The 18550-nt window shown below is 74.7% G+C and carries 18 protein-coding genes; 7 read left to right on the top strand and 11 right to left on the bottom strand.

Features of this window, described 5'->3' with window-relative positions:
• Positions 1-32 precede the first annotated feature (32 nt).
• The gene (locus tag ACF1AG_RS19075) at positions 33-1598 is read left to right on the top strand and encodes an alkaline phosphatase D family protein (protein WP_391810082.1); all 1566 of its coding nucleotides are present in this window, start codon (positions 33-35) and stop codon (positions 1596-1598) included.
• Between the two features lie 97 nt (positions 1599-1695).
• Positions 1696-2952 carry a GNAT family N-acetyltransferase gene (locus ACF1AG_RS19070; RefSeq protein WP_391810081.1) on the top strand — a complete coding sequence of 419 codons (1257 nt, stop codon included), beginning with the start codon at positions 1696-1698 and terminating at the stop codon, positions 2950-2952.
• Positions 2953-3347: 395 nt separating this feature from the next.
• Here the strand turns inward: ACF1AG_RS19070 and ACF1AG_RS19065 are convergent, their stop codons facing one another.
• Entirely contained in the window at positions 3348-4535 is a 1188-nt protein-coding gene (locus tag ACF1AG_RS19065) for a PLP-dependent transferase (RefSeq protein WP_359604261.1), read from the bottom strand.
• 60 nt (positions 4536-4595) lie between these two features.
• On the opposite strand from ACF1AG_RS19065, the gene ACF1AG_RS19060 reads away from it, so the two are divergent.
• Both ACF1AG_RS19060 and ACF1AG_RS19055 read left to right on the top strand, forming a co-directional pair.
• Positions 4596-5087, top strand: a complete 492-nt coding sequence (locus ACF1AG_RS19060; RefSeq protein WP_391810080.1) for an Lrp/AsnC family transcriptional regulator — start codon at positions 4596-4598, stop codon at positions 5085-5087.
• 32 nt (positions 5088-5119) lie between these two features.
• A complete protein-coding gene (locus ACF1AG_RS19055; protein WP_391810079.1) occupies positions 5120-6808 on the top strand; it encodes a DUF885 domain-containing protein in 1689 nt (562 codons plus the stop codon).
• Between the two features lie 7 nt (positions 6809-6815).
• On the opposite strand, the gene ACF1AG_RS19050 is transcribed toward ACF1AG_RS19055, so the two are convergent.
• Genes ACF1AG_RS19050 through ACF1AG_RS19040 form a run of 3 tightly spaced genes read right to left on the bottom strand, consistent with a single transcriptional unit; the run spans position 6816 to position 8751 of the window.
• Entirely contained in the window at positions 6816-7661 is an 846-nt protein-coding gene (locus ACF1AG_RS19050; protein ID WP_387797184.1) for an SDR family oxidoreductase, read from the bottom strand.
• A 55-nt stretch (positions 7662-7716) separates the two neighbouring features.
• Positions 7717-8229 carry an immunity 21 family protein gene (locus ACF1AG_RS19045; protein ID WP_359604268.1) on the bottom strand — a complete coding sequence of 171 codons (513 nt, stop codon included), beginning with the start codon at positions 8227-8229 and terminating at the stop codon, positions 7717-7719.
• Positions 8230-8274: 45 nt separating this feature from the next.
• The gene (locus ACF1AG_RS19040) at positions 8275-8751 is read right to left on the bottom strand and encodes a rhodanese-like domain-containing protein (protein WP_359604270.1); all 477 of its coding nucleotides are present in this window, start codon (positions 8749-8751) and stop codon (positions 8275-8277) included.
• A 94-nt stretch (positions 8752-8845) separates the two neighbouring features.
• On the opposite strand from ACF1AG_RS19040, the gene ACF1AG_RS19035 reads away from it, so the two are divergent.
• Positions 8846-9292, top strand: a complete 447-nt coding sequence (locus ACF1AG_RS19035; protein ID WP_359604272.1) for an Lrp/AsnC family transcriptional regulator — start codon at positions 8846-8848, stop codon at positions 9290-9292.
• Between the two features lie 13 nt (positions 9293-9305).
• On the opposite strand, the gene ACF1AG_RS19030 is transcribed toward ACF1AG_RS19035, so the two are convergent.
• From ACF1AG_RS19030 to ACF1AG_RS19010, 5 genes are all read right to left on the bottom strand, one after another.
• Positions 9306-12296 (bottom strand): AAA family ATPase, encoded by a 2991-nt coding sequence (locus ACF1AG_RS19030; RefSeq protein WP_391810078.1) that lies wholly within the window; start codon positions 12294-12296, stop codon positions 9306-9308.
• A complete protein-coding gene (locus ACF1AG_RS19025; protein ID WP_391810077.1) occupies positions 12293-13456 on the bottom strand; it encodes an exonuclease SbcCD subunit D in 1164 nt (387 codons plus the stop codon). Before ACF1AG_RS19025 ends, ACF1AG_RS19030 begins: the two co-directional genes overlap by 4 nt.
• 118 nt (positions 13457-13574) lie before the next feature.
• Entirely contained in the window at positions 13575-14201 is a 627-nt protein-coding gene (locus ACF1AG_RS19020; protein ID WP_391810076.1) for a YigZ family protein, read from the bottom strand.
• A 23-nt stretch (positions 14202-14224) separates the two neighbouring features.
• Positions 14225-14764 carry a SixA phosphatase family protein gene (locus ACF1AG_RS19015; protein ID WP_387797192.1) on the bottom strand — a complete coding sequence of 180 codons (540 nt, stop codon included), beginning with the start codon at positions 14762-14764 and terminating at the stop codon, positions 14225-14227.
• Entirely contained in the window at positions 14761-15483 is a 723-nt protein-coding gene (locus ACF1AG_RS19010) for a hypothetical protein (RefSeq protein ID WP_387797194.1), read from the bottom strand. Before ACF1AG_RS19010 ends, ACF1AG_RS19015 begins: the two co-directional genes overlap by 4 nt.
• A 142-nt stretch (positions 15484-15625) precedes the next feature.
• Here ACF1AG_RS19010 and ACF1AG_RS19005 point away from each other — a divergent pair, with 142 nt between their 5' ends.
• Positions 15626-16033, top strand: coding sequence for a CoA-binding protein (locus ACF1AG_RS19005; RefSeq protein WP_387797195.1), 408 nt, complete (start codon positions 15626-15628; stop codon positions 16031-16033).
• Between the two features lie 58 nt (positions 16034-16091).
• On the top strand, positions 16092-17303 hold the full coding sequence (locus ACF1AG_RS19000) for a 4-hydroxybenzoate 3-monooxygenase (protein ID WP_391810182.1): 1212 nt from the start codon (positions 16092-16094) through the stop codon (positions 17301-17303).
• A gap of 19 nt (positions 17304-17322) precedes the next feature.
• Here the strand turns inward: ACF1AG_RS19000 and ACF1AG_RS18995 are convergent, their stop codons facing one another.
• Entirely contained in the window at positions 17323-17886 is a 564-nt protein-coding gene (locus ACF1AG_RS18995; RefSeq protein ID WP_359606537.1) for a YbaK/EbsC family protein, read from the bottom strand.
• A 43-nt stretch (positions 17887-17929) separates the two neighbouring features.
• Positions 17930-18502: a helix-turn-helix domain-containing protein gene (locus tag ACF1AG_RS18990; protein ID WP_387797197.1), complete on the bottom strand. Its 573-nt coding sequence runs from the start codon at positions 18500-18502 to the stop codon at positions 17930-17932.
• Positions 18503-18550 lie beyond the last annotated feature (48 nt).

Here is an 18550-nt window from a genome sequence, read left to right as displayed (position 1 = left end):
GCACACCGACCGCACCCCACGGAGGCGCACTCATGGCAATCCGTCCGCTGCCCGGCCGTCGCTCCCTGTTGAAGGGGTCCCTCGCTCTCCCGGCGGGGCTGGCCCTGCCCGCGTTCACCCGGTCGGGGCGGCCCTCCGCCGAGTGGGGCGTCCAGACCGGAGACGTCACCCGTGACTCCGCGCTGGTGTGGGTGCGCTCGGACCGGCCTGCTCGGATGACCGTCGAGACCTCGGCGACGGAGTCGTTCCGCAACGTCCGCCGGGTACGGGGGCCGTTGGTCGGTCCAGGTACCGACTTCACCGGCGCCACCCTGCTGCGCGGGCTGCCGTCGGGCGAGCAGATCCACTACCGGGTGCTGCTCGCCGACCCCGACGATCCGCACCGAACGAGCGCGCCCGTCGCCGGAACCTTCCGTACGGTGCCGGACCGGCGGCGGGACGGGGTGCGGTTCGTGTGGTCGGGCGACCTGGCCGGGCAGGGCTGGGGCATCAATCCGGCGTTCGGCGGCTACCGCATCTTCGACGCGATGGCCCGGCTCGACCCGGACTTCTTCCTGTTCAGCGGGGACACCGTGTACGCCGACGGGCCGATCGCCCCGACCGCCGAACTGCCGGACGGCAGCCTCTGGCGGAACATCACCACCGAGGAGAAGTCCAAGGTGGCGGAGACCCTCGCGGAGTTCCGCGGCAACTTCCGCTACAACCTGCTGGACGAGCACCTGCGCCGGTTCAACGCCCGGGTGCCGTCGATCGTCCAGTGGGACGACCACGAGGTGCGCAACAACTGGTACCCGGGGCAGCGGATCGCGGACGCCGACACCCGGTACACGGAGAAGAGCGTCGACGTGCTGGCGTCCCGCGCCCGGCGGGCGTTCGCCGAGTACTACCCGGTGTCGACGCTGAGGCCGGGCGCCCGGGAGGGGCGGATCCACCGGGTGGTGCGGCAAGGTCCGCTGCTCGACGTGTTCGTGCTGGACATGCGGACGTACCGGAACGCCAACTCGCCCGGTGACCAGACCGCCGACCCGCAGGGCATCCTCGGCCGGGAGCAACTGGAGTGGCTGAAGCGGGAGCTGGCGCGGTCGCGGGCGGTGTGGAAGGTGATCGCGGCCGACATGCCGGTCGGGCTGGTCGTGCCCGACACCACCGAAGGACGTCCGCACGTCGAGGCGGTGGCGCAGGGCGACCCGGGGGCGCCGCTGGGGCGGGAGCTGCAGATCGCGGAGCTGCTGCGGTTCGTCAAGCACCGGAGGATCACCGGGACGGTGTGGCTGACGACCGACGTGCACCACACCTCCGCGCAGCACTACCGGCCCGAGCGGGCCGCGTTCGGCGATTTCGAGCCGTTCTGGGAATTCGTCTCCGGGCCGCTCAACGCGGGCGCGTTCCCGGCCACGGAGCTGGACGGGACGTTCGGTCCGGAACGGGTGTTCGTGAAGGCGCCCGCCACCGCGAACGTCTCCCCCGCCGGTGGGTACCAGTTCTTCGGCGAGGTGGACATCGACGGTGACAGCGGTGAACTCACCGTGCGGCTGCGGGAGATGGACGGCACAGTGCTGTTCAGGAAGACACTTCGGCCGGGCCTCGTCGGTCAGTAACACAGCATTTCGGACAGAAGAGGGCTTTACTCGTCAGTCACAGTACGTTCGTGATCACGAAACACGATTCCTTCACAGTGACTGTATGAGTCGAGACATGTTTGACGTGACGAACGACCGTGACGGAGGGCGCACGCCCCGCCGCTGGAACCCGCTCGCCCGTGCCGCGCGCCGCGGCGAGGCCCTGCACGCACGGCGGTCACGCCGCCACGGCCACGCGCCGCCGGCGCACGATACCGGCGGCGCTCCGCCGTCGCCCGAACCGGCGGCCGTCGAGAGCGCGTTGTGGCGGATGCGGACGACGGTGCGCGACGAGCCGGGCGCACTGGCCGCCCTGTGCACGGCGCTGGCCGAGCGACGGGTCGACATCCTGAGCCTGCAGACGCACCCGCTGGGCGCCCACACCGTGGACGAGTTCCTGCTGCGCGTCCCGGCCGGTACGGACCTCGCCGCGGCGGTCGCGGCGGGCGGCGGCACGGACACCTGGGCCGAGCGGGCCGACGCCCACGACCTGGTGGACGGCCCGACCCGGATCTTGGGGCTGGCCGCCCGGACCGCGACGGACGCGGCCGAACTGCCGCTGGTGCTACGCCAGTTGCTGGGCCGCTGCACGATCCGCTCCCAGCCCGCCACGGCGTTCGGCGCCGGGCCGGCGGCCGTGCCTCCGGAGGGCGTCCTGGAGGAGACCGTGATCCGGCTGCGTGACCCGGAGGGCGGGGTCCTCACGGTCGAGCGGCCGTATCTGCCCTTCACCCCCACGGAGTTCGCCCGTGCCCGGGCGCTGGTGGAGCTGGACGCCCGGCTCGGGCCGCGGGTGCCGGGCGGACGCGACCTGCTGGCGCTGTCCGAGGGCGGTCATGTCTCCGTGCGCCGCGCGGACACCGCCGACCTGGACGCCGCGCGGTCGATGCACGAGCGGTGCTCCGCCGAGACCCTGCGCCGCCGGTACCACGGGCCGGTCGGTGACGCGAGCCGTTACCTGAACCACCTGCTCAGCCCGCGCTTCGGCCGTACGCTCGCCGCGCAGACGGCGTCCGGGGACATCGTCGCCCTCGGCCATCTGCTGTGGGACGGGGACGAGACCGAGGTGGCGCTGATCGTCGAGGACGCGTGGCAGCGGCGGGGCATCGGCGCGGAGCTGCTGTCCCGGCTGGTGGGCATGGCGGCCGAGGCGGGCTGCGCCCACGTGTACGCCGTGACGCAGGCGTCCAACACGGGCATGGTCGCCGCGATGCGCGGCCTGGACCTCCCCCTCGACTACCAGGTCGAGGAGGGCACCCTCGTCATCACCGCCCGTCTGACCACCCCGGCCACCCGCGCCCCCGAAGCCGGCGAGAGGGTCGCCCGCCACTGACCCGCCGACGGAAGACGGCCCGGCACACCGAGGTGTGCCGGGCCGTACCCCCGTTCAATAGGCCCTCGGGCCCGACCGCGCGTCCCGCGCGTGCGCCGGGCACCCGGCCGGCCGCGCCGGGGCCGTGCCCCCGCACCGGCAGGGGTCGAGCGCGGGAACGCGCCCCGTTCGTACCGGCTGCCGGCGCGTTCGTACCGTTCGTACCAGCTGCCGTGGCACCGCCGCGCCGGTGCCACGGGGCACGGCCCCACTCCGCGGACCGTCGGCCCCGGTCTCGCCCACACGTGCCCGGCGCCGGTCCCGGCGGGTCGCGTTCCGATCCGCCCGGGGCCGCTGCCCGACGGCCCGCCGACCGGGCGCCCGGGTCCCGCCCGACAGCCTCGCGGCCGCGACGATCAGCCCCGGGCCATGGCTTCCGACCGGGCCGGGCGCGTGGACGGTGTGCCCAGGGCCTGGTCGAGGTCGGACCACAGGTCCTCGACGTCCTCCAGGCCGACCGAGAGGCGGAGCAGGCGGTCGGAGACGCCCGCGTCCCTGCGGTCGTCGGCGTCGACGATGCGGTGGCTGATGGACGCCGGGTGCTGGATCAAGGAGTCCACACTGCCGAGGCTCACCGCCGGGGTGATCAGGCGGACGCCCGCGATCACCTCGTGCGGGTCGCCGTGGACCTCAAAGGCGACCATCGCGCCGCCGATGCTCGGGTAGTGCACCCGGGCCACACGCGGGTCCGCGGCGAGCCGGGCCACGAGTTCGGCGGCGTTCGCGGAGGCCGCGCGCACCCGCACCGGCAGGGTCGACAGGCCGCGCAGCAGCAGATACCCGGCCAGCGGGTGCAGCACCCCGCCGGTGGCGAACCGCACCTGCCGCAGCCGCCCGGCGAACTCCTCGTCGCAGGCGACCACGCCGGCCAGCACGTCGCCGTGCCCGCCGAGGTACTTGGTGGCGCTGTGCAGCACCAGCCGCGCCCCCTGCTCGACGGGACGCTGGAGCACCGGCGTGGCGAAGGTGTTGTCGACGAGCAGCGGCACGGAGCCGCAGGCGTGTGCGACGGCCCGCAGGTCGATCTCGGCGAGCGTCGGGTTGGCGGGCGACTCCACCAGCACCAGGCCCGTGTCCGGACGGAGCGCGTCGGCGACACCGGCCGGGTCGGTCCAGGTGACCTCCGAGCCGAGCAGCCCGGCCGTCAGCAGGTGGTCGCTGCACCCGTACAGCGGGCGTACGGCGACGACGTGCCGCAGGCCCATGGAGGCGCGCACCAGCAGGACGGCGCTGAGCGCGGCCATGCCGCTGGCGAACGCGACGGCCGCCTCGGTGCCCTCCAGACGGGCGAGGGCGGTCTCGAAACGGGCGACGGTGGGATTGCCGAGCCGTCCGTAGACCGGCGGGCCGTCGGGCTCGGCGCCGGTGGTCGCGAAGGCGTCGATGCGGGCGGCCTCGGCCCGGCTGTCGTAGGACGGGTAGGTGGTGGACAGGTCGATCGGCGGGGCGTGCAGTCCGAGTCCGGCGAGGTCGTCCCGGCCGGCGTGCACGGCCTCGGTGGCGAGTGCTCTGGTGGTGCGTCGCGTGTCCATGCCGTTGTCCATGGCACCCAGGGTGAACACCGAACGGTTCTGTGGGTGCCATTCCCGTGCTACGTTCGGCCGATGGCCGAATCTGTCGTACTGGATGCGGTGGACCTTCATCTGCTGCGGCTGTTGCAGAACGACGCCCGGACCACCTACCGGGATCTCGCCGCGCAGATCGGGGTCGCGCCGTCGACCTGCCTGGACCGCGTGACCCGGCTGCGCCGCTCCGGCGTGATCCTCGGGCACCGGCTGGAGCTCGACCCGGCGAAGCTGGGCCGGGGTCTGCAGGCGCTGCTGTCGGTCCAGGTGCGGCCGCACCGGCGGGAGTTGGTGGGGCCGTTCGTGGAGCGGATCCGGGCGCTGCCCGAGTCACTGACCGTGTTCCACCTGACCGGCCCGGACGACTACCTGGTGCATGTCGCGGTCGCCGACATGACGGATCTGCAGCGGCTGGTGCTCGACGAGTTCACCTCGCAGCGGGAGGTGGCACGGGTGGAGACCCGGCTGATCTTCCAGCGGTGGGACTGCGGCCCGGTACTGCCGCCTTCGCCCTCGGCTCAATCCGGGTGACGTGCGGCGGACGTCGTACCAGGATGGTCCGCATGTCACCAACCAACAGCGCGCTCCCCCGTCAGGTCGCCGACGCCTACGTCGACGAGCTCATCGCCCTCGATCCGATCACCGGGACGTATCTCGGCGTCAAGGAGAGTTCCTCCCGGCTGCCCGATCTCTCGCCCGCCGGTCAGGAGGCGGTCGCCGGCCTGCTCCGGGCGACCCTCGCGCGGCTCGACGAGGCCGAGCGGCTGCCCGGCGCGGACAGCGACGCCGAGCGGCGCTGCGCCCGGCTGCTGCGGGAGCGGCTGACCGCCGAGCTGGCCGTGCACGAGGCCGACGAGCACCTGCGCGCGGTAGGAAACCTGGGCACGGTCGCGCACGCGGTGCGCGAGGTGTTCACGGTGACCCCGGCGGAGACCGAGGAGGACTGGCGGGCGATCGCGGAGCGGCTGCGCGCGGTGCCGGCCTCGCTGGCCGGATACCGGGAGTCGCTGGAACTGGGCCTGGAGCGCAAGCTGTACGCGGCGCCGCGCCCGACCGGGACGTTCGTCGGACAGCTCGGCGAGTGGGCGGACACCGGCGAGGGCCGCGGCTGGTTCGAGGACTTCGCCGCCGCCGGCCCGGACACCCTGCGCGCCGAGCTGGACGAGGCCGCCCGCGCGGCGACAGCGGCCGTGGCGGAGCTGCGGGACTGGCTGCGGGACGTGTACGCCCCGGCGATCGAGGGCGCGCCGAACACGGCCGGGCGGGAGCGCTACGCCCGCTGGTCCCGCTACTACAACGGCACCGACCTGGACCTGGACGAGGCGTACGCGTACGGCTGGTCCGAGTACTTCCGGCTGCTGGGCGAGATGAGGAAGGAGGCCGAGAAGATCCTTCCGGGGGCGGAGACCCCGTGGGTGGCGCTGGCCCACCTCGACGAGCACGGCCGCCACATCGAGGGCGTGGACGAGGTCCGCGACTGGCTGCAGGGCCTGATGGACCAGGCGATCGACGCCCTCGACGGCACCCACTTCGACCTGGCCGAGCGGGTGCGGAAGGTGGAGTCGCGGATCGCCCCCGCGGGCAGCGCGGCGGCGCCGTACTACACGCCGCCGTCGGAGGACTTCTCCCGGCCGGGCTGCACCTGGCTGCCCACGATGGGCCTGACCCGCTTCCCGGTGTACGACCTGGTGTCCACCTGGTACCACGAGGGCGTCCCCGGCCATCACCTCCAGCTGGCGCAGTGGGTGCACGTGGCGGAGAACCTCTCCCGCTACCAGGCCACCGTCGGCATGGTCAGCGCCAACTGCGAGGGCTGGGCGCTGTACGCGGAGCGGCTGATGGACGAGCTCGGCTTCCTGACGGACGCGGAGGAGCGGCTCGGGTATCTGGACGCGCAGATGATGCGCGCGACCCGGGTGATCGTCGACATCGGCATGCACTTGGAGCTGGAGATCCCGGCGGACTCGCCGTTCCACCCGGGCGAGCGGTGGACACCGGAGCTGGCACAGGAGTTCTTCGGCGCGCACAGCAGCCGCCCCGCGGACTTCGTGGAGAGCGAGCTGACCCGCTATCTGACCATCCCCGGCCAGGCCATCGGCTACAAGCTGGGCGAGCGGGCCTGGCTGCTGGGCCGGGAGAAGGCCCGCGAGCGGCACGGCGACACCTTCGACCTGAAGGCGTGGCACATGGCCGCGCTGTCCCAGGGATCGCTGGGCCTGGACGACCTGGTGGACGAACTGGCGGCGCTGTAGGGCCGGTTCAGCGCCGGAAGCCGCCCTCGGAGTCGATGACCTGACCGGTGATCCAGCCCGCCTCGTCGGTGGCCAGCCACGCGAGGAGGCGGGCCGGGTCGTCGGGCATGCCCCAGCGCCCGGCGGGGAAGCGCGCGGCGATCGCGTCGTAGACCTCGCCGGTCAGGTAGTCGGTGTCGACGGGGCCGGGGTTGACGGTGTTCACGGTGACCGTGTGGCCGGCCAGCGCGGTCGCCAGGGAGCGGGTGATCGAGGCCAGGGCTCCCTTCTGGAGGGCGTAGGCGATCTCGCCGGGCATGCCGCCGGCGATGTCCTGCCCCGAGGTCATCATCAGCACGCGTCCGCCCGGGGTGTCCGGCGGGAGGGCGGCGCGGTGCCGGGCGTGGGCCTGGACTAGCAGCAGCACGGAGCGGGCGTCGACGGCCCAGTGCGCGTCGAGCATGGCCGCGTCGACGGTGTCGAGGTCGCCGTCGGAGCCGCTGAGGGCGTGGTTGGCGACGAGGATGTCGAGGCGTCCGCCGAGCGCCTCGACGGCGCGGGCGTGCAGGGCTGCCGGTTCCGCCGGGTCGCTCAGGTCGCCGGGGCCGGCGAGCACACGTGCGTCCGGGTCGCCGAGCGCCTCACGAACGGAGGCGGTGACGTCCTCGATCCGGTCGGCGCCCCAGGGCATGGCGGCGTCGTGCGGCACGTGGTGGTGCAGGTAGAGGCTCGCGCCGTGGGCGGCGAGCCGGCGGGCCACGGCGTGGCCGATGCCGCCGCGCCGGCTCGCCCCGGTGACCAGGGCGGTGCGGCCCCGCAGGGGCAGGGGGTCGCGGCGGAGTTCCTCGGGCGGGGGCGGGGGAAGCTTCGGCATGATCCCCATGATGGGCCGGGCCGGCTACGGGAGCACGCGGATAACGGCCCCCGGGTCAGGGCAGCGGCCGGAGCTGCACCAGGACCAGCCAGGTCTCCGGGCCGGGACTGACCTGCGCGGCGCGCACGGCGTAGCGGCCGGGGCCGATGCCGAGGCGGGCGTGGTCGGTGCCGGCGGCGTGCGTGCCGGGCCAGGCCGCGTCGAACAGGACGACCGGGCCGGGCACCTTCCACTGCGTCTCCTGCTGCCACTGCGCGGTCGCGAGCGCCGCGGGGACGCTCGCCAGCAGGTCCTCCTCGGCCTCTCCGGCGACCCAGCGGACCAGCAGGGAGTGCCCGGGGAGGTAGGCCGTCGCGGCGGGTTCGTCGCCCAGGACGAGGGCGGCGGCGTCACCGACCGGGAGGAGCCCGACGAGTCCGTCGACCTCGCACGCCCGGTCGTAGTCCGAGGCGAACTCCTCGCCGTCGGCTCCCGTCCAGAACGGCAGCACCGTCTCCGGCACCGCGACGAGCGGCCCGCCGCCCGACTCCACCCACTCGACCGTGCCCGGCTCCGCGTATCGCTCCATGGCGGAGAAACCTACCGGCTCGACTCCCTTACCGGAGCGGCGGGTTCAGCATCCGCACGCGCCGGAGTTCACGACGGTGGTCAGCGGGTCGGCGGCCCGGCGCTCACGGCCCCGCGGTGTCTCGTACGCGTACCCCTCACGGACCCAGTACTCGAAGCCGCCGAGCATCTCCTTGACGCGGTGGCCGAGTTCGGCGAGGGCGAGCGCGGCGCGGGCGGCCCCGTCACAGCCGGGTCCCCAGCAGTACGTCACGACCGGGACGGCCGGGTCGAGGAGGTCCGCGGCACGCTCGGCGATCCGCGCGGTGGGCAGGTGCAGGGCGCCGGGCACACGGCCCTGGTCCCAGGCCTCCGCCGCCCGGGAGTCCACCAGGACGAAGCCGGGACCGTCGCCGGAGGCGAGCGCGGCGGCCACGTCGGAGACGTCGGTGTGGAGGGCGAGGCTCGCGCGGAAGTGCGCGGCGGCGACGGAAGGGGAGGCGGGGGCGACCCGCAGGACGGGGTTCACGGTGGTCGTCGTCATGGCAGGAAAACTACGGGCGCGGACGGCGGGCCTGAAGGGACGGATCCCGGCGCAGGTCTTGCTACGCCGGGGATTCCCCTGCTACTTCTCGGCGATGACCGAGTATTCCCCGGACGCCACCGACTGGCGCATCCTCGACGCCCTCCAGCGGGACGGACGCGCCAGCTACGCCGAACTCGCCCGCACCGTGTCGATGTCCGCGAGCGCGGTCACCGAGCGGGTGCGGCGATTGGAGGAGGCCGGGATCATCCAGGGCTACGCGGCGGTGGTGGACCCGGAGCGGATCGGGCTGCCGGTGCTGGCGTTCGTCCGGCTGCGTTACCCGACCGGCAACTACAAGCCGTTCCACGACCTCGTCGCCGCCACGCCGGAGATTCTGGAGGCGCACCACGTGACGGGTGACGACTGCTTCGTCCTGAAGGTGGCCGCGCGGTCGATGCGGCATCTGGAGGAGGTGTCGGGGCGGATCGGCGCGCTCGGTTCGGTCACCACCAGCGTGGTGTACTCCTCCCCGCTGCCGCGCCGTCCCGTGGGGCGATGACCGGACAGCCCCGTCAGGTCCCGCGCTGCCGTAGCCGGGAGCCGGAGCGGTCCTTGACGACCTCCAGCTGGGCGTGTATGCGGCGGCGCAGGTCGGGGACGTGGCTGACGATGCCGACGCTGCGGTCGCGTTCGCGCAGCGAGTCGAGGACGTCCAGGACCTCGTCGAGGGTCTGGTCGTCGAGGCTGCCGAAGCCCTCGTCGATGAAGAGCGTGTCCAGCCGCACCCCGCCCGCCTCGTCGGTCACCACGTCGGCGAGGCCGAGCGCGAGAGCGAGGGAGGCGAAGAAGGTCTCGCCGCCGGAGAGGGTGGCGGTGTCGCGCTCCCGGCCGGTCCAGGCGTCCACGACGTGCAGTCCCAGGCCGCTGCGGCCGCGGCCCGCGCGGTCGTCGGAGTGGACGAGGGTGTAGCGGCCGGACGACATGCGGCGCAGCCGGACGGTCGCGGCGGCGGCGACCTGCTCCAGGCGCGCGGCGAGCACGTACGACTCGAGTCGCATCCGGCGTTCGTTCTCCGCCGAGGTGCCGGCGGTGAGGGCGGCCATGCGGGCCACCCGGTCGTACTCCGCGCGCAGCGGTCCGAGCCGGCGCACGGAGGCGGCTGCCCGGGCGGAGAGCCGGTCGAGCTCGGCGCAGCGGCGGGCGGCCGCGTCGCGCGCGGAGGCGGCCTCGCGGACGGCGCGGTCGGCGGCCTCGGCGGCTTGCTGGGCGGCGGCGAGGTCGACGGCGGGCTGCTGGGCGGCGGCCGCGGTCCCGGGTTCGGCGAGGACGGCGCGTACGGCGGCCTCCTCGTCGTGCCAGGCGTCCAGCCGGCGCTGCAACCGCCGGTGGGCGTCGTCGTCGAGGAGGGCCTCGGCGGCGGCCCTCGGGGTGTCGAATCCGGCGCGGAAGGCGGCGTCGGAGAGGCGCGCGTCGGCGTCCTTGAGCCGCCGGGCGGCCTCCTCGGCGGTGCGGGCGGCGTCGGCGGCGTCGGTGAGCAGCACCGCCTCGCGTTCGAGCTGCCGGGCGCGCTCGGCGACGCTGGTGGCGTCCCCCCGCGCCTGCGTCAACTCCTGCTCCAGCGAGGCCCGTTCGAGGTCCAGGCGCTCGCGGTGGCCGACGCGGGCGGCGGCGCGGACGGCCGCGTCGCGCTGGGCGGCGGTGCGCAGCTCGTGTTCGCGTTCGGCGGCACGCAGCTCCTCCTGGGCCGCGTGCAGGGCGGAGGCGGCCCTCCGCGCGGTGGCGTACTCCCGCTCCGCGTCGTCGAGTTCGCGGGCGAGCTGATCGGCCGGGGTGTCCCCCGCGCCGGCGCCCGCGGCGGCCAGCTCCTCGCGGACGGCGGCGAGCCGCCGCTCCGCCTGCGCGCGCCGCTCCTCGGCGTCCTGTGAGGCGGTGAGGGCGCGCTCCTCGGTCTCGCGGTCGACGTGTCCGGCGTCCCTGCGGGCCGGGGCGGGGTGTTCGGTGGCGCCGCAGACCGCGCAGGGGGCGCCGTCGGTGAGGCCGGCGGCGAGTTCGGCGGCGATGCCGCTGAGCCGCTGTTCCTTGAGGTCGAGCCAGTGCTGCCGGGCGGCGAGGGCCTCTTCGCGGGCCGCGCCGGCCTGCTCGGCGGCGGCCTCGGCGTCCCGGTCGAGCCGGTCGCGGTTGCGGGCGGCCTCCAGCCGGGCGCGGGCGGTGTCGCGCCGCGCCGCGAGCTCCCCGGCGCGCGTCGCGGCCTGCTGGGCGGTCGCGATGCGGTCCTGGAGGGCGGTGCGGGTGGTCTCCCAGCCGGCGAGCCACGCCTCGGCGTCCTCGCGGACCTCCTCGTCGGCGCGTTCCTGGCGGTCCAGTCCGGCCCGCTCGTCGAGGAGTTCGGCGAGGCGGCGCTCCGCGCGGCGTGCCGACTCCAGCCCGCCCAGTTCCTCGGCGGCACGGCGGGCCGCCGCGGCCAGGCCGTCCGGTCCGGCGTCCGCGAGGGACGCGGGGAGGAGGGCGCGGGCGCGCCGCTCGGCGGTGGCCGCACGGAGGTGCTCGGCCTCGGCGGAGTCCCGCAGCTCCAATGCGGGGGCGACGGTCTCGGCCTTGCGGGCCCGGTCCATGCGGGCCTGGTCCTCGTCGTGGGCGCCGGACCGCTCCCGCAGCCGCTCGGCCCGCTCCCGCGCTTCGGCGAACCGTCGTTGCAGCCGGTGCCGCTCGCGCGCCTCGTCCAGGGCGCGGCCCGCCTCGGTGCGGACGGACTCGGCGGTGGTGAGGCGGCAGTGGGCGGCGGTGAGCTGTTCGCGGGCAGTGCTGCGGGCTACTGCTGCCGCGGTCAGCACGGCGTCGGCGAGGCCGTGTTCGCCCGGCGACAGCTCGGGCAGTTCCATGGCGCCGCCCGCGGCCTGCTGCATGCGGTGCGCGTCGGCGAGCAGCTCTGTGTCGCCGTCGCGCACGCGGGCCTCGGCGGCGCGGCGGCGGTCGGCGAGGTGCTTCTCGACCTCGGCGAAGCGGTGGGTGTCGAAGAGGCGGCCCAGCAGCTTGCCGCGGGCCTCGGCGTCGGCGCGCAGGAAGCGCGCGAAGTCGCCCTGCGGGAGCAGCACGACCTGGCAGAACTGCTCGCGGCTCATGCCGAGCAGCTGGGTGATCTCTTCGCCGATCTCCTGGTGGGAGCGGCTGAGGTCCTTCCAGGCGCCGGTGGCGGTGTCACGCTCCCGCAGCCAGGTCTGCGCCTTGTCGACGGTGGTGCCGGCGCCGCGCTTCTTGGGGCGCTCCCACGGGGGCTGCCGGGTGATCTCCAGACGGCGTCCGGCGACGGTGAGTTCGAGGGTGACGGAGGTGCGGGTGGCGGGCGCGGCGTGGTCGCTGCGCAGGGTGGTGCCCTGGGCGCCCTGGCGGGCGCCTGGGACGGAGCCGTAGAGGGCGTAGCAGACGGCGTCCAGGACGGAGGTCTTGCCGGCGCCGGTGGGGCCGTGCAGCAGGAAGAGACCGGCGGCGGACAGGGCGTCGAAGTCGACGGTCTGGGTGGTGCCGAACGGGCCGAAGGCGGTGATGTCCAGGCGGTGCAGTCTCATCGGGCCACCTCGCGCACGGCCTCGTCGGCGCGGACGGCGCCGAAGGCGTCCCGCAGCACGGTGCGCTCACGGGCGTCGGGTCCGGCGCCGCGCACATGGGCGACGAAGTCCTCGGCGATCTGCTGGTCGTCGCGGCCGGCGAGGCGGCGGGCGTAGGACACGTCGGGGTCGTCCGGCGGCCGGTCCGGGTCGAAGACGAGGGCGAGGGTGTGCGGGAAGCGCTCGGCGAGCCGGGCCATGGGGTCGGCGGGGCGGACCGGGTCGGTGAGGGTCGCCTCGACCCACGCCTCCTCGTGCGGCGCGAGCGCGGGGTCGGCGAGCAGTTCCTCGAGGGCGCCGCGGATGCGGGCGAGGGGGCGCGGCACGGGGCAGTCGACGCGCTCGGCGATGACGCTCCCGTCGGCGGCCAGGTCGACCAGCCACATGGACTTGCGGTGCCCGGCCTCGGAGAAGGAGTAGGGCAGCGGGGAGCCGGAGTAGCGGACGCGGTCGGTGAGGGTCTGGCAGCCGTGCAGGTGGCCGAGCGCCACGTAGTCGACGCCGTCGAACACGGCGGCGGGCACGGACGCGACACCGCCGACCGCGATGTCCCGTTCGCTGTCGCTCGGTTCTCCGCCGGTGACGAAGGCGTGGGCGAGGACGACGGAGCGGGTGCCGGCCGGGCGGGCGGCGAGGTCGGCGCGCACCCGGTCCATGGCGGCGGCGAGCACGGTCTCGTGCCCTGCCCGCTCCACGCCGAACTCGTCCCGTACGAGGGCGGGCTCCAGGTAGGGAAGTCCGTAGAAGGCGACGTCGCCGTGCGCGTCGGGCAGCAGGACGGGGGTGCCGCACGCGGAGGGTTCGGTGCGCAGGTGGATGCCGGCGCGGCCCATGAGTCCCGCGCCGACGCCGAGACGGCGGGCCGAGTCGTGGTTCCCGGAGATCATCACCGTGGGCACGCCGAGGTCGGCGAGCCGGTGCAGCGCGTCGTCGAACAGCTCGACCGCGGAGAGCGGCGGCACCGCCCGGTCGTACACGTCCCCCGACACCACCACCGCGTCCACCTCGCGCTCGCGCACGGTCGAGACGAGGTGGCCGATGAACTCGGCCTGGGCGCCGAGCATGCCGACCCGGTGGAAGGAGCGGCCGAGGTGCCAGTCGGACGTGTGCAGGAATCTCATGGTCCCGGCAGCGTATCGGGCGCCTCCGACAGCGCGGGCGGTTGCTCCCGTATCACCCGTCACGTCCCGGGCCCGTATCGCCCGTTATCACCCCGATGGGGAGGAAACGGGTGGGGTGTCAGGCGTCCCCGTAGGCCTCCCCGCCCAGTTCGAGGCGGGCGGTGCCGGAGGTGGCGTCGGCGAGCCAGGCGCGGAAGGCGTCCACGTCGGCGTCGGGGAGGCCGATCTCGATGGTGACCTCCTCGCCGTAGTGCACGTCGCGCACCTCTCGGCCGGTGGAGCGCAGGTCGTTCTGCACCTTCCCCGCCCGCTGGTGGTCGACGGTCACGGTGGCCAGCCGGAAGCGGCGCCGGGTGATCGTGCCGAGCGCGTCCAGGGCCTCGCCGACCGAGCCGCCGTAGGCGCGGATGAGGCCGCCCGCGCCGAGCTTCACTCCGCCGAAGTAGCGGGTGACGACGGCGACGACGTAGCGCATGTCGCGGCGCAGCAGCATCTGCAGCATGGGGACGCCCGCGGTGCCGCCGGGCTCCCCGTCGTCGCTGGCCTTCTGCACGGAGGCGTCCGCGCCGATGACGTACGCCCAGCAGTTGTGGGTGGCGTCGGCGTGCTCCTTGCGGACGGCGGCGATGAAGTCCTGCGCCTCCTGCTCGGTGGCCGCCGGGGCGAGGGCGCACAGGAAGCGGGAGCGGTTGATCTCGGTCTCGTGCACACCCGCGCGGGCCACGGTGCGGTACTCGTCCTGCATCCGGCCAGCCTATGCGGCGGGCGTCAGCGCCTGCCGCGCGGGACGGCGACCGACGTGAGCAGGGCGCCGCCGGGGAGCAGGTCGCGCCAGGCGGCGCCGCGCCAGTCGAGCACGGCGATCGCGGAGGTCGGGAACTTGGCGCGCACCCGGTCCAGGAGGCCGTCGAGGCCGTCGTCGGCGAGGGTCAGCACCAGGTCCTCGAGACCCGGGTTGTGGCCGACGAGCAGCAGCGTCTCGACCTCGGCGGGCGTCTCGCGGATCACGTCCAGCAGGCCGGGGACGTCCGCGTGGTAGAGGCGCGGGTCGAGCCGGACCGGCGGGGGCGTGCCCCACTGCGCGGCGGCCAGCTCCCAGGTGCGGCGGGCGCGGACGGCGGTGGAGCACAGGGCGAGTCCGGGCAGGCGGTCCATGTCGGCGAGGGCCCGTCCCACGGCGGGCGCGTCCCGACGGCCGCGCGCGGCGAGCGGACGTTCGTGGTCGGCGACGCCCTCGGGGCGGGCGGACTTGGCGTGCCGCAGCACCACCAGCCGGCGCAGGGGGCCGGCCGCCGCGCGCTCGATCATGCGGGGTGTCCGAGGTCGCGGGCGAGATCGAGGCCGAGGAGCCGGTCGGCGTAGGCGTAGGTCTCGAAGCGGGCGCCGTCGGGAAGGCCCGGGTCGGTCTCCACCGCGCGGAGCGCGCCGAGCACGGCGGCGGTGTCCAGGTCGTCCTCCCATGCGGCGCGCAGCTCGGCGCGCGCCTCGTGGGGCACGGGGCGTGAGGGCCGCCGGGCCCAGTCGGCGACCGCGCCGCGCCAGCGGCGCAGGGTGTCGCCGGCCTGCTCCAGCGCGTCCGTGTCGATCACCGCGGGTGCGTGCCTCGGGTGGGTGAGCAGCGCGAGGCGCAGGGCGGCCTGGTCGGCCTCCGCCGGGGCGCCGGGGGCCGACCATGTGACGGGCGCGACGGCGACCCGAACGCCGTCGGGTTCGGCGCCGCCCTCGTCGACGACGTGCAGCACCTGGGCCTCGCCCAGTCCGGCGGTGCCCTCGCCGTCCTCGAAGGGCCGGATCCCGAGCGCGTCGGCCGCCGCGCGCAGCTCCGCGTGCCGCCCTTCGGCGGCGAGCAGCGCCCACACCGGGGTGCCGCCGAGTTCCAGGGCACGCACGAGCAGGTCGGCGGCCAGCAGCACGCGCAGGCCGGTGGGGTCGAGGGCCCGTGGGTGGGCCTCGACGCGGGTCAGGCCCCGGCGGGCGGGGGCGGCGTCCACGAGTTCGCCGGTTCGGGCGTCGGTGATGCGCAGCACGAGGCGAGCGTAGGCGCGCGAGCGGGCGCACGCAGGTATCTCGCACGCTTTTCGCGCCGTCGCTTGCGGGAATCACCGCGCCGTGCCCCTGGTTGACGGGAACGCCAGCTCAATCTCACTTCAGAGCCACGGGAGGCCGACGGTGTACGGCGACGACGCAACGGTCCGCAAGATCCTCACCGAGTCCGGTGACACCTGGGCCGTGGTCGGCCTGTCCTCCAACCGGCAGCGCGCCGCGTACGGGGTCGCGCAGGTGCTCCAGCGGTTCGGCAAGCGCGTGGTGCCGGTGCACCCCAAGGCGGAGACGGTGCACGGGGAGCAGGGGTACGCCTCGCTCGCCGACATCCCCTTCGACGTGGACGTGGTGGACGTGTTCGTCAACAGCGACCTGGCGGGCGCGGTCGCGGACGAGGCGGTGGCCAAGGGCGCCAAGGCCGTGTGGTTCCAGCTCGGGGTGGTCGACCAGGACGCGTACGCGCGTACGCGTGCGGCGGGCGTGGACATGGTGATGGACCGCTGCCCCGCGATCGAGATCCCGCGGCTCGCCTGAGATGTGCGTCCGCCGGTTCCGAACGGCGGGGTGACGCCATAATGGCGCGGTGACCGAGATGCCTGCTTCCTCCAACTCCCGTTTGCCGCAACGGTTTCCGGTCGTCGTGGTGGGCGCGGGACCCGCCGGTCTGACCGTGGGGTGTGTGCTGCGGGCGGCCGGGCTGGACTGCCTGGTGCTGGAGACCGAGACACGGGAGTTCGTCGAGCGGCGGCCGCGGGCCGGGGTGATCGAGGAACCGGTGGTGCGCGGCCTGGAGTGGCGGGGTCTCGCCGGGAACCTGCTGGAGCGGGCCCGGCGGGACACCGCCTGCGAGTTCCGCTTCGACGGCGAGCGCCATCCGTTCGGGTACCACGAGCTGACGGGCTGCCACCACTGGGTGTATCCGCAGCAGTTCCTGGTCACGGACCTGGTGCGGGAGTACGCGGATGTGCGCGGCGGGGTCGTGCGGTTCGGGGTGCGGGACGTGCGGGTGCACGACCTGGACGGGGACCGGCCGTCGGTGTCGTACGTCTGCCCGGAGAGCGGCCGCCGGGAGGCCGTCGCATGCGCCTTCGTCGCGGGGTGCGACGGCGCGCGCGGGGTGACCAGGGCGGCCGTCGCCGGGCGGGCCCGGGTGGCGCGCCACGACTACGGCATCGGCTGGCTCGCCCTCCTCGCCGAGGCGCCGCCGTCCGCCGACCGCGTGCTGTTCGGCTGCCATCCGGACGGGTTCGCCGGGCAGATGCCCCGCAGTCCCGAGGTGACGCGTTACTACCTCCAGTGCCCGCCCGGCGACGACCCGGAGAACTGGCCGCACGAACGGGTGTGGGCGGAGCTGCACCGCCGACTGGGCGCGGCCGGCGCGGAGCCGCTCACCGAGGGGCCGCTGATCGAGAAGCGTGTGCTGGACATGCACGACTACGTCACCGAACCGATGTCCTTCGGCCGCCTCCATCTGGCGGGGGACGCGGCGCACCTGGTCGCGCCGATCGCCGCCAAGGGCCTCAACCTGGCGCTGCACGACGCGTTCGCGCTGGGCGACGCGCTCGTCGGACGGCTGCTGAAAGGCGACGGGGCCGGGCTGGCCGGCTACTCGGCGTCGCGGCTGCGGCAGGTGTGGGACTACCAGGAGTTCTCCCGGTGGCTGTCCGAGCTGTACCACGGAGGTGCGTCGGGCGACCCCTTCCGCGCGGGCACCGCGCTCGCCCGGCTGCGCCGTCTGTTCAGCTCGCCGGCCACCGCGGCGGCCTTCGCGGAGCGGTACCTGGGCACGGCCGCGCGGTACTGACGACGCCCGCGCGGCCGGTTCAGGCGGCGGGCCTGCCCAGCCCCTCCAGGACGACCGCGCCCGGCAGTTCCGCGAACGCCTTGCCCGGCACGAGCAGCTTCCCGCGCCTGCGTCCGCTGCCGACCAGCACGTACGGCAGGTCGACGACGGCCGCGTCCACCAGCACGGGCCAGGACTCGGGCAGCCCGACGGGGGTGATGCCGCCGTACTCCATGCCGGTCTCCCCCGTCGCCGTGTCCATCGGCGCGAACGACGCCTTGCGGACGCCGAGGTGGCGTCGCACCACCCCGTTCACGTCGGCCCGCGTGGTGGACAGCACGACGCACGCGGCAAGGGTCGACTCCCCGCCGCGCCTGCCCGCCACCACCACGCAGTTCGCCGACCGCTCCAGCAGGTCGCTGCCGTAGTGCTCGACGAAGACGGCGGTGTCGGCCCACCGCGGGTCGGTCTCGACGTAGAGGATCTGGTCGGCGGGGACGCTGCCGGTCCAGGCGCGGACCGCGGCGGCGACGGGGGCGGTCAGCTCGTCGAGGCAGTCGGGGGCGGGGACGGCCTGGTCGAAGTTTCCGATGGGTGCGCGCATGGCGGCACGGTAACAGCGTGCGGCACGGTGTCCGGAGCGCGTCTCACTGCGCGGGCGGCACCGACACCGTCATGATCATCTCGACCGGCTCGTCACCCGCGTTGCCGTACACATGGGGCGTGTTGGCCTCGAAGGAGGCGCTGGCGCCGGCCGGCACCCGGTGCTCCTCCCCGTCGACGGTGAGGGTCAGCTCCCCGGCCGTGACGTGGATGAGTTCCACCGTGCCCTCGGGGTGCGGGTCGGAGTCGCTGCTCTCCCCCGGCATCAGCCGCCACTCCCACATCTCCAGCGGGCCCAGCGCCTCGGTGCCGGTCAGCAGACGGCTGTAGCTGCCGCGTTCGGTGTGCCACAGGCGGACCGTTCGGTCGGCGGGGACGATGCGGACGTTCGGGCCCCGCTCGTAGTCGAGCAGCGTGGGCACGCTGACGCCGAGCGCGTCACCGATCTTGACGATCGTGCCGATGCTCGGGTTGGTGCGGGCCTGCTCGATCTGGATGAGCATGCCGCGGCTGACGCCCGCCCGGGCCGCGAGCATGTCCAGGGTGAATCCGCGCTCGGTGCGCCAGCGCTTGACGTTGCGCGCCAGGGACCGGGTCAGCAGGTCGAGGTCCGCCACGTTCCGTCCGTTCCGACTGTCCGGGTGCTGCACCCGGTGGTTCACCGC

It is taken from the genome of Streptomyces sp. NPDC014764 (genome assembly GCF_043082785.1).
In the GTDB taxonomy this organism is placed as follows: Bacteria; Actinomycetota; Actinomycetes; order Streptomycetales; family Streptomycetaceae; genus Streptomyces; species Streptomyces althioticus.
The sequence above is the reverse complement of the archived record's forward strand: the minus strand, read 5'-3'. Positions and strand labels throughout refer to the sequence as shown.

Excerpts from the sequence above, each read along its gene's own strand:
- ACF1AG_RS19055 (WP_391810079.1), top strand. The coding sequence starts at position 5,120 with ATGTCACCAACCAACAGCGCGCTCCCCCGTCAGGTCGCCGACGCCTAC.
- ACF1AG_RS19070 (WP_391810081.1), top strand. The coding sequence starts at position 1,696 with ATGTTTGACGTGACGAACGACCGTGACGGAGGGCGCACGCCCCGCCGC.
- ACF1AG_RS19025 (WP_391810077.1), bottom strand. The coding sequence starts at position 13,456 with ATGAGATTCCTGCACACGTCCGACTGGCACCTCGGCCGCTCCTTCCAC.
- ACF1AG_RS19065 (WP_359604261.1), bottom strand. The coding sequence starts at position 4,535 with ATGGACAACGGCATGGACACGCGACGCACCACCAGAGCACTCGCCACC.
- ACF1AG_RS18995 (WP_359606537.1), bottom strand. The coding sequence starts at position 17,886 with ATGCGCGCACCCATCGGAAACTTCGACCAGGCCGTCCCCGCCCCCGAC.
- ACF1AG_RS19035 (WP_359604272.1), top strand. The coding sequence starts at position 8,846 with ATGACCGAGTATTCCCCGGACGCCACCGACTGGCGCATCCTCGACGCC.
- ACF1AG_RS19060 (WP_391810080.1), top strand. The coding sequence starts at position 4,596 with ATGGCCGAATCTGTCGTACTGGATGCGGTGGACCTTCATCTGCTGCGG.
- ACF1AG_RS19050 (WP_387797184.1), bottom strand. The coding sequence starts at position 7,661 with ATGCCGAAGCTTCCCCCGCCCCCGCCCGAGGAACTCCGCCGCGACCCC.
- ACF1AG_RS19040 (WP_359604270.1), bottom strand. The coding sequence starts at position 8,751 with ATGACGACGACCACCGTGAACCCCGTCCTGCGGGTCGCCCCCGCCTCC.
- ACF1AG_RS19045 (WP_359604268.1), bottom strand. The coding sequence starts at position 8,229 with ATGGAGCGATACGCGGAGCCGGGCACGGTCGAGTGGGTGGAGTCGGGC.
- ACF1AG_RS19030 (WP_391810078.1), bottom strand. The coding sequence starts at position 12,296 with ATGAGACTGCACCGCCTGGACATCACCGCCTTCGGCCCGTTCGGCACC.
- ACF1AG_RS19020 (WP_391810076.1), bottom strand. The coding sequence starts at position 14,201 with ATGCAGGACGAGTACCGCACCGTGGCCCGCGCGGGTGTGCACGAGACC.
- ACF1AG_RS19075 (WP_391810082.1), top strand. The coding sequence starts at position 33 with ATGGCAATCCGTCCGCTGCCCGGCCGTCGCTCCCTGTTGAAGGGGTCC.
- ACF1AG_RS19000 (WP_391810182.1), top strand. The coding sequence starts at position 16,092 with ATGCCTGCTTCCTCCAACTCCCGTTTGCCGCAACGGTTTCCGGTCGTC.
- ACF1AG_RS19015 (WP_387797192.1), bottom strand. The coding sequence starts at position 14,764 with ATGATCGAGCGCGCGGCGGCCGGCCCCCTGCGCCGGCTGGTGGTGCTG.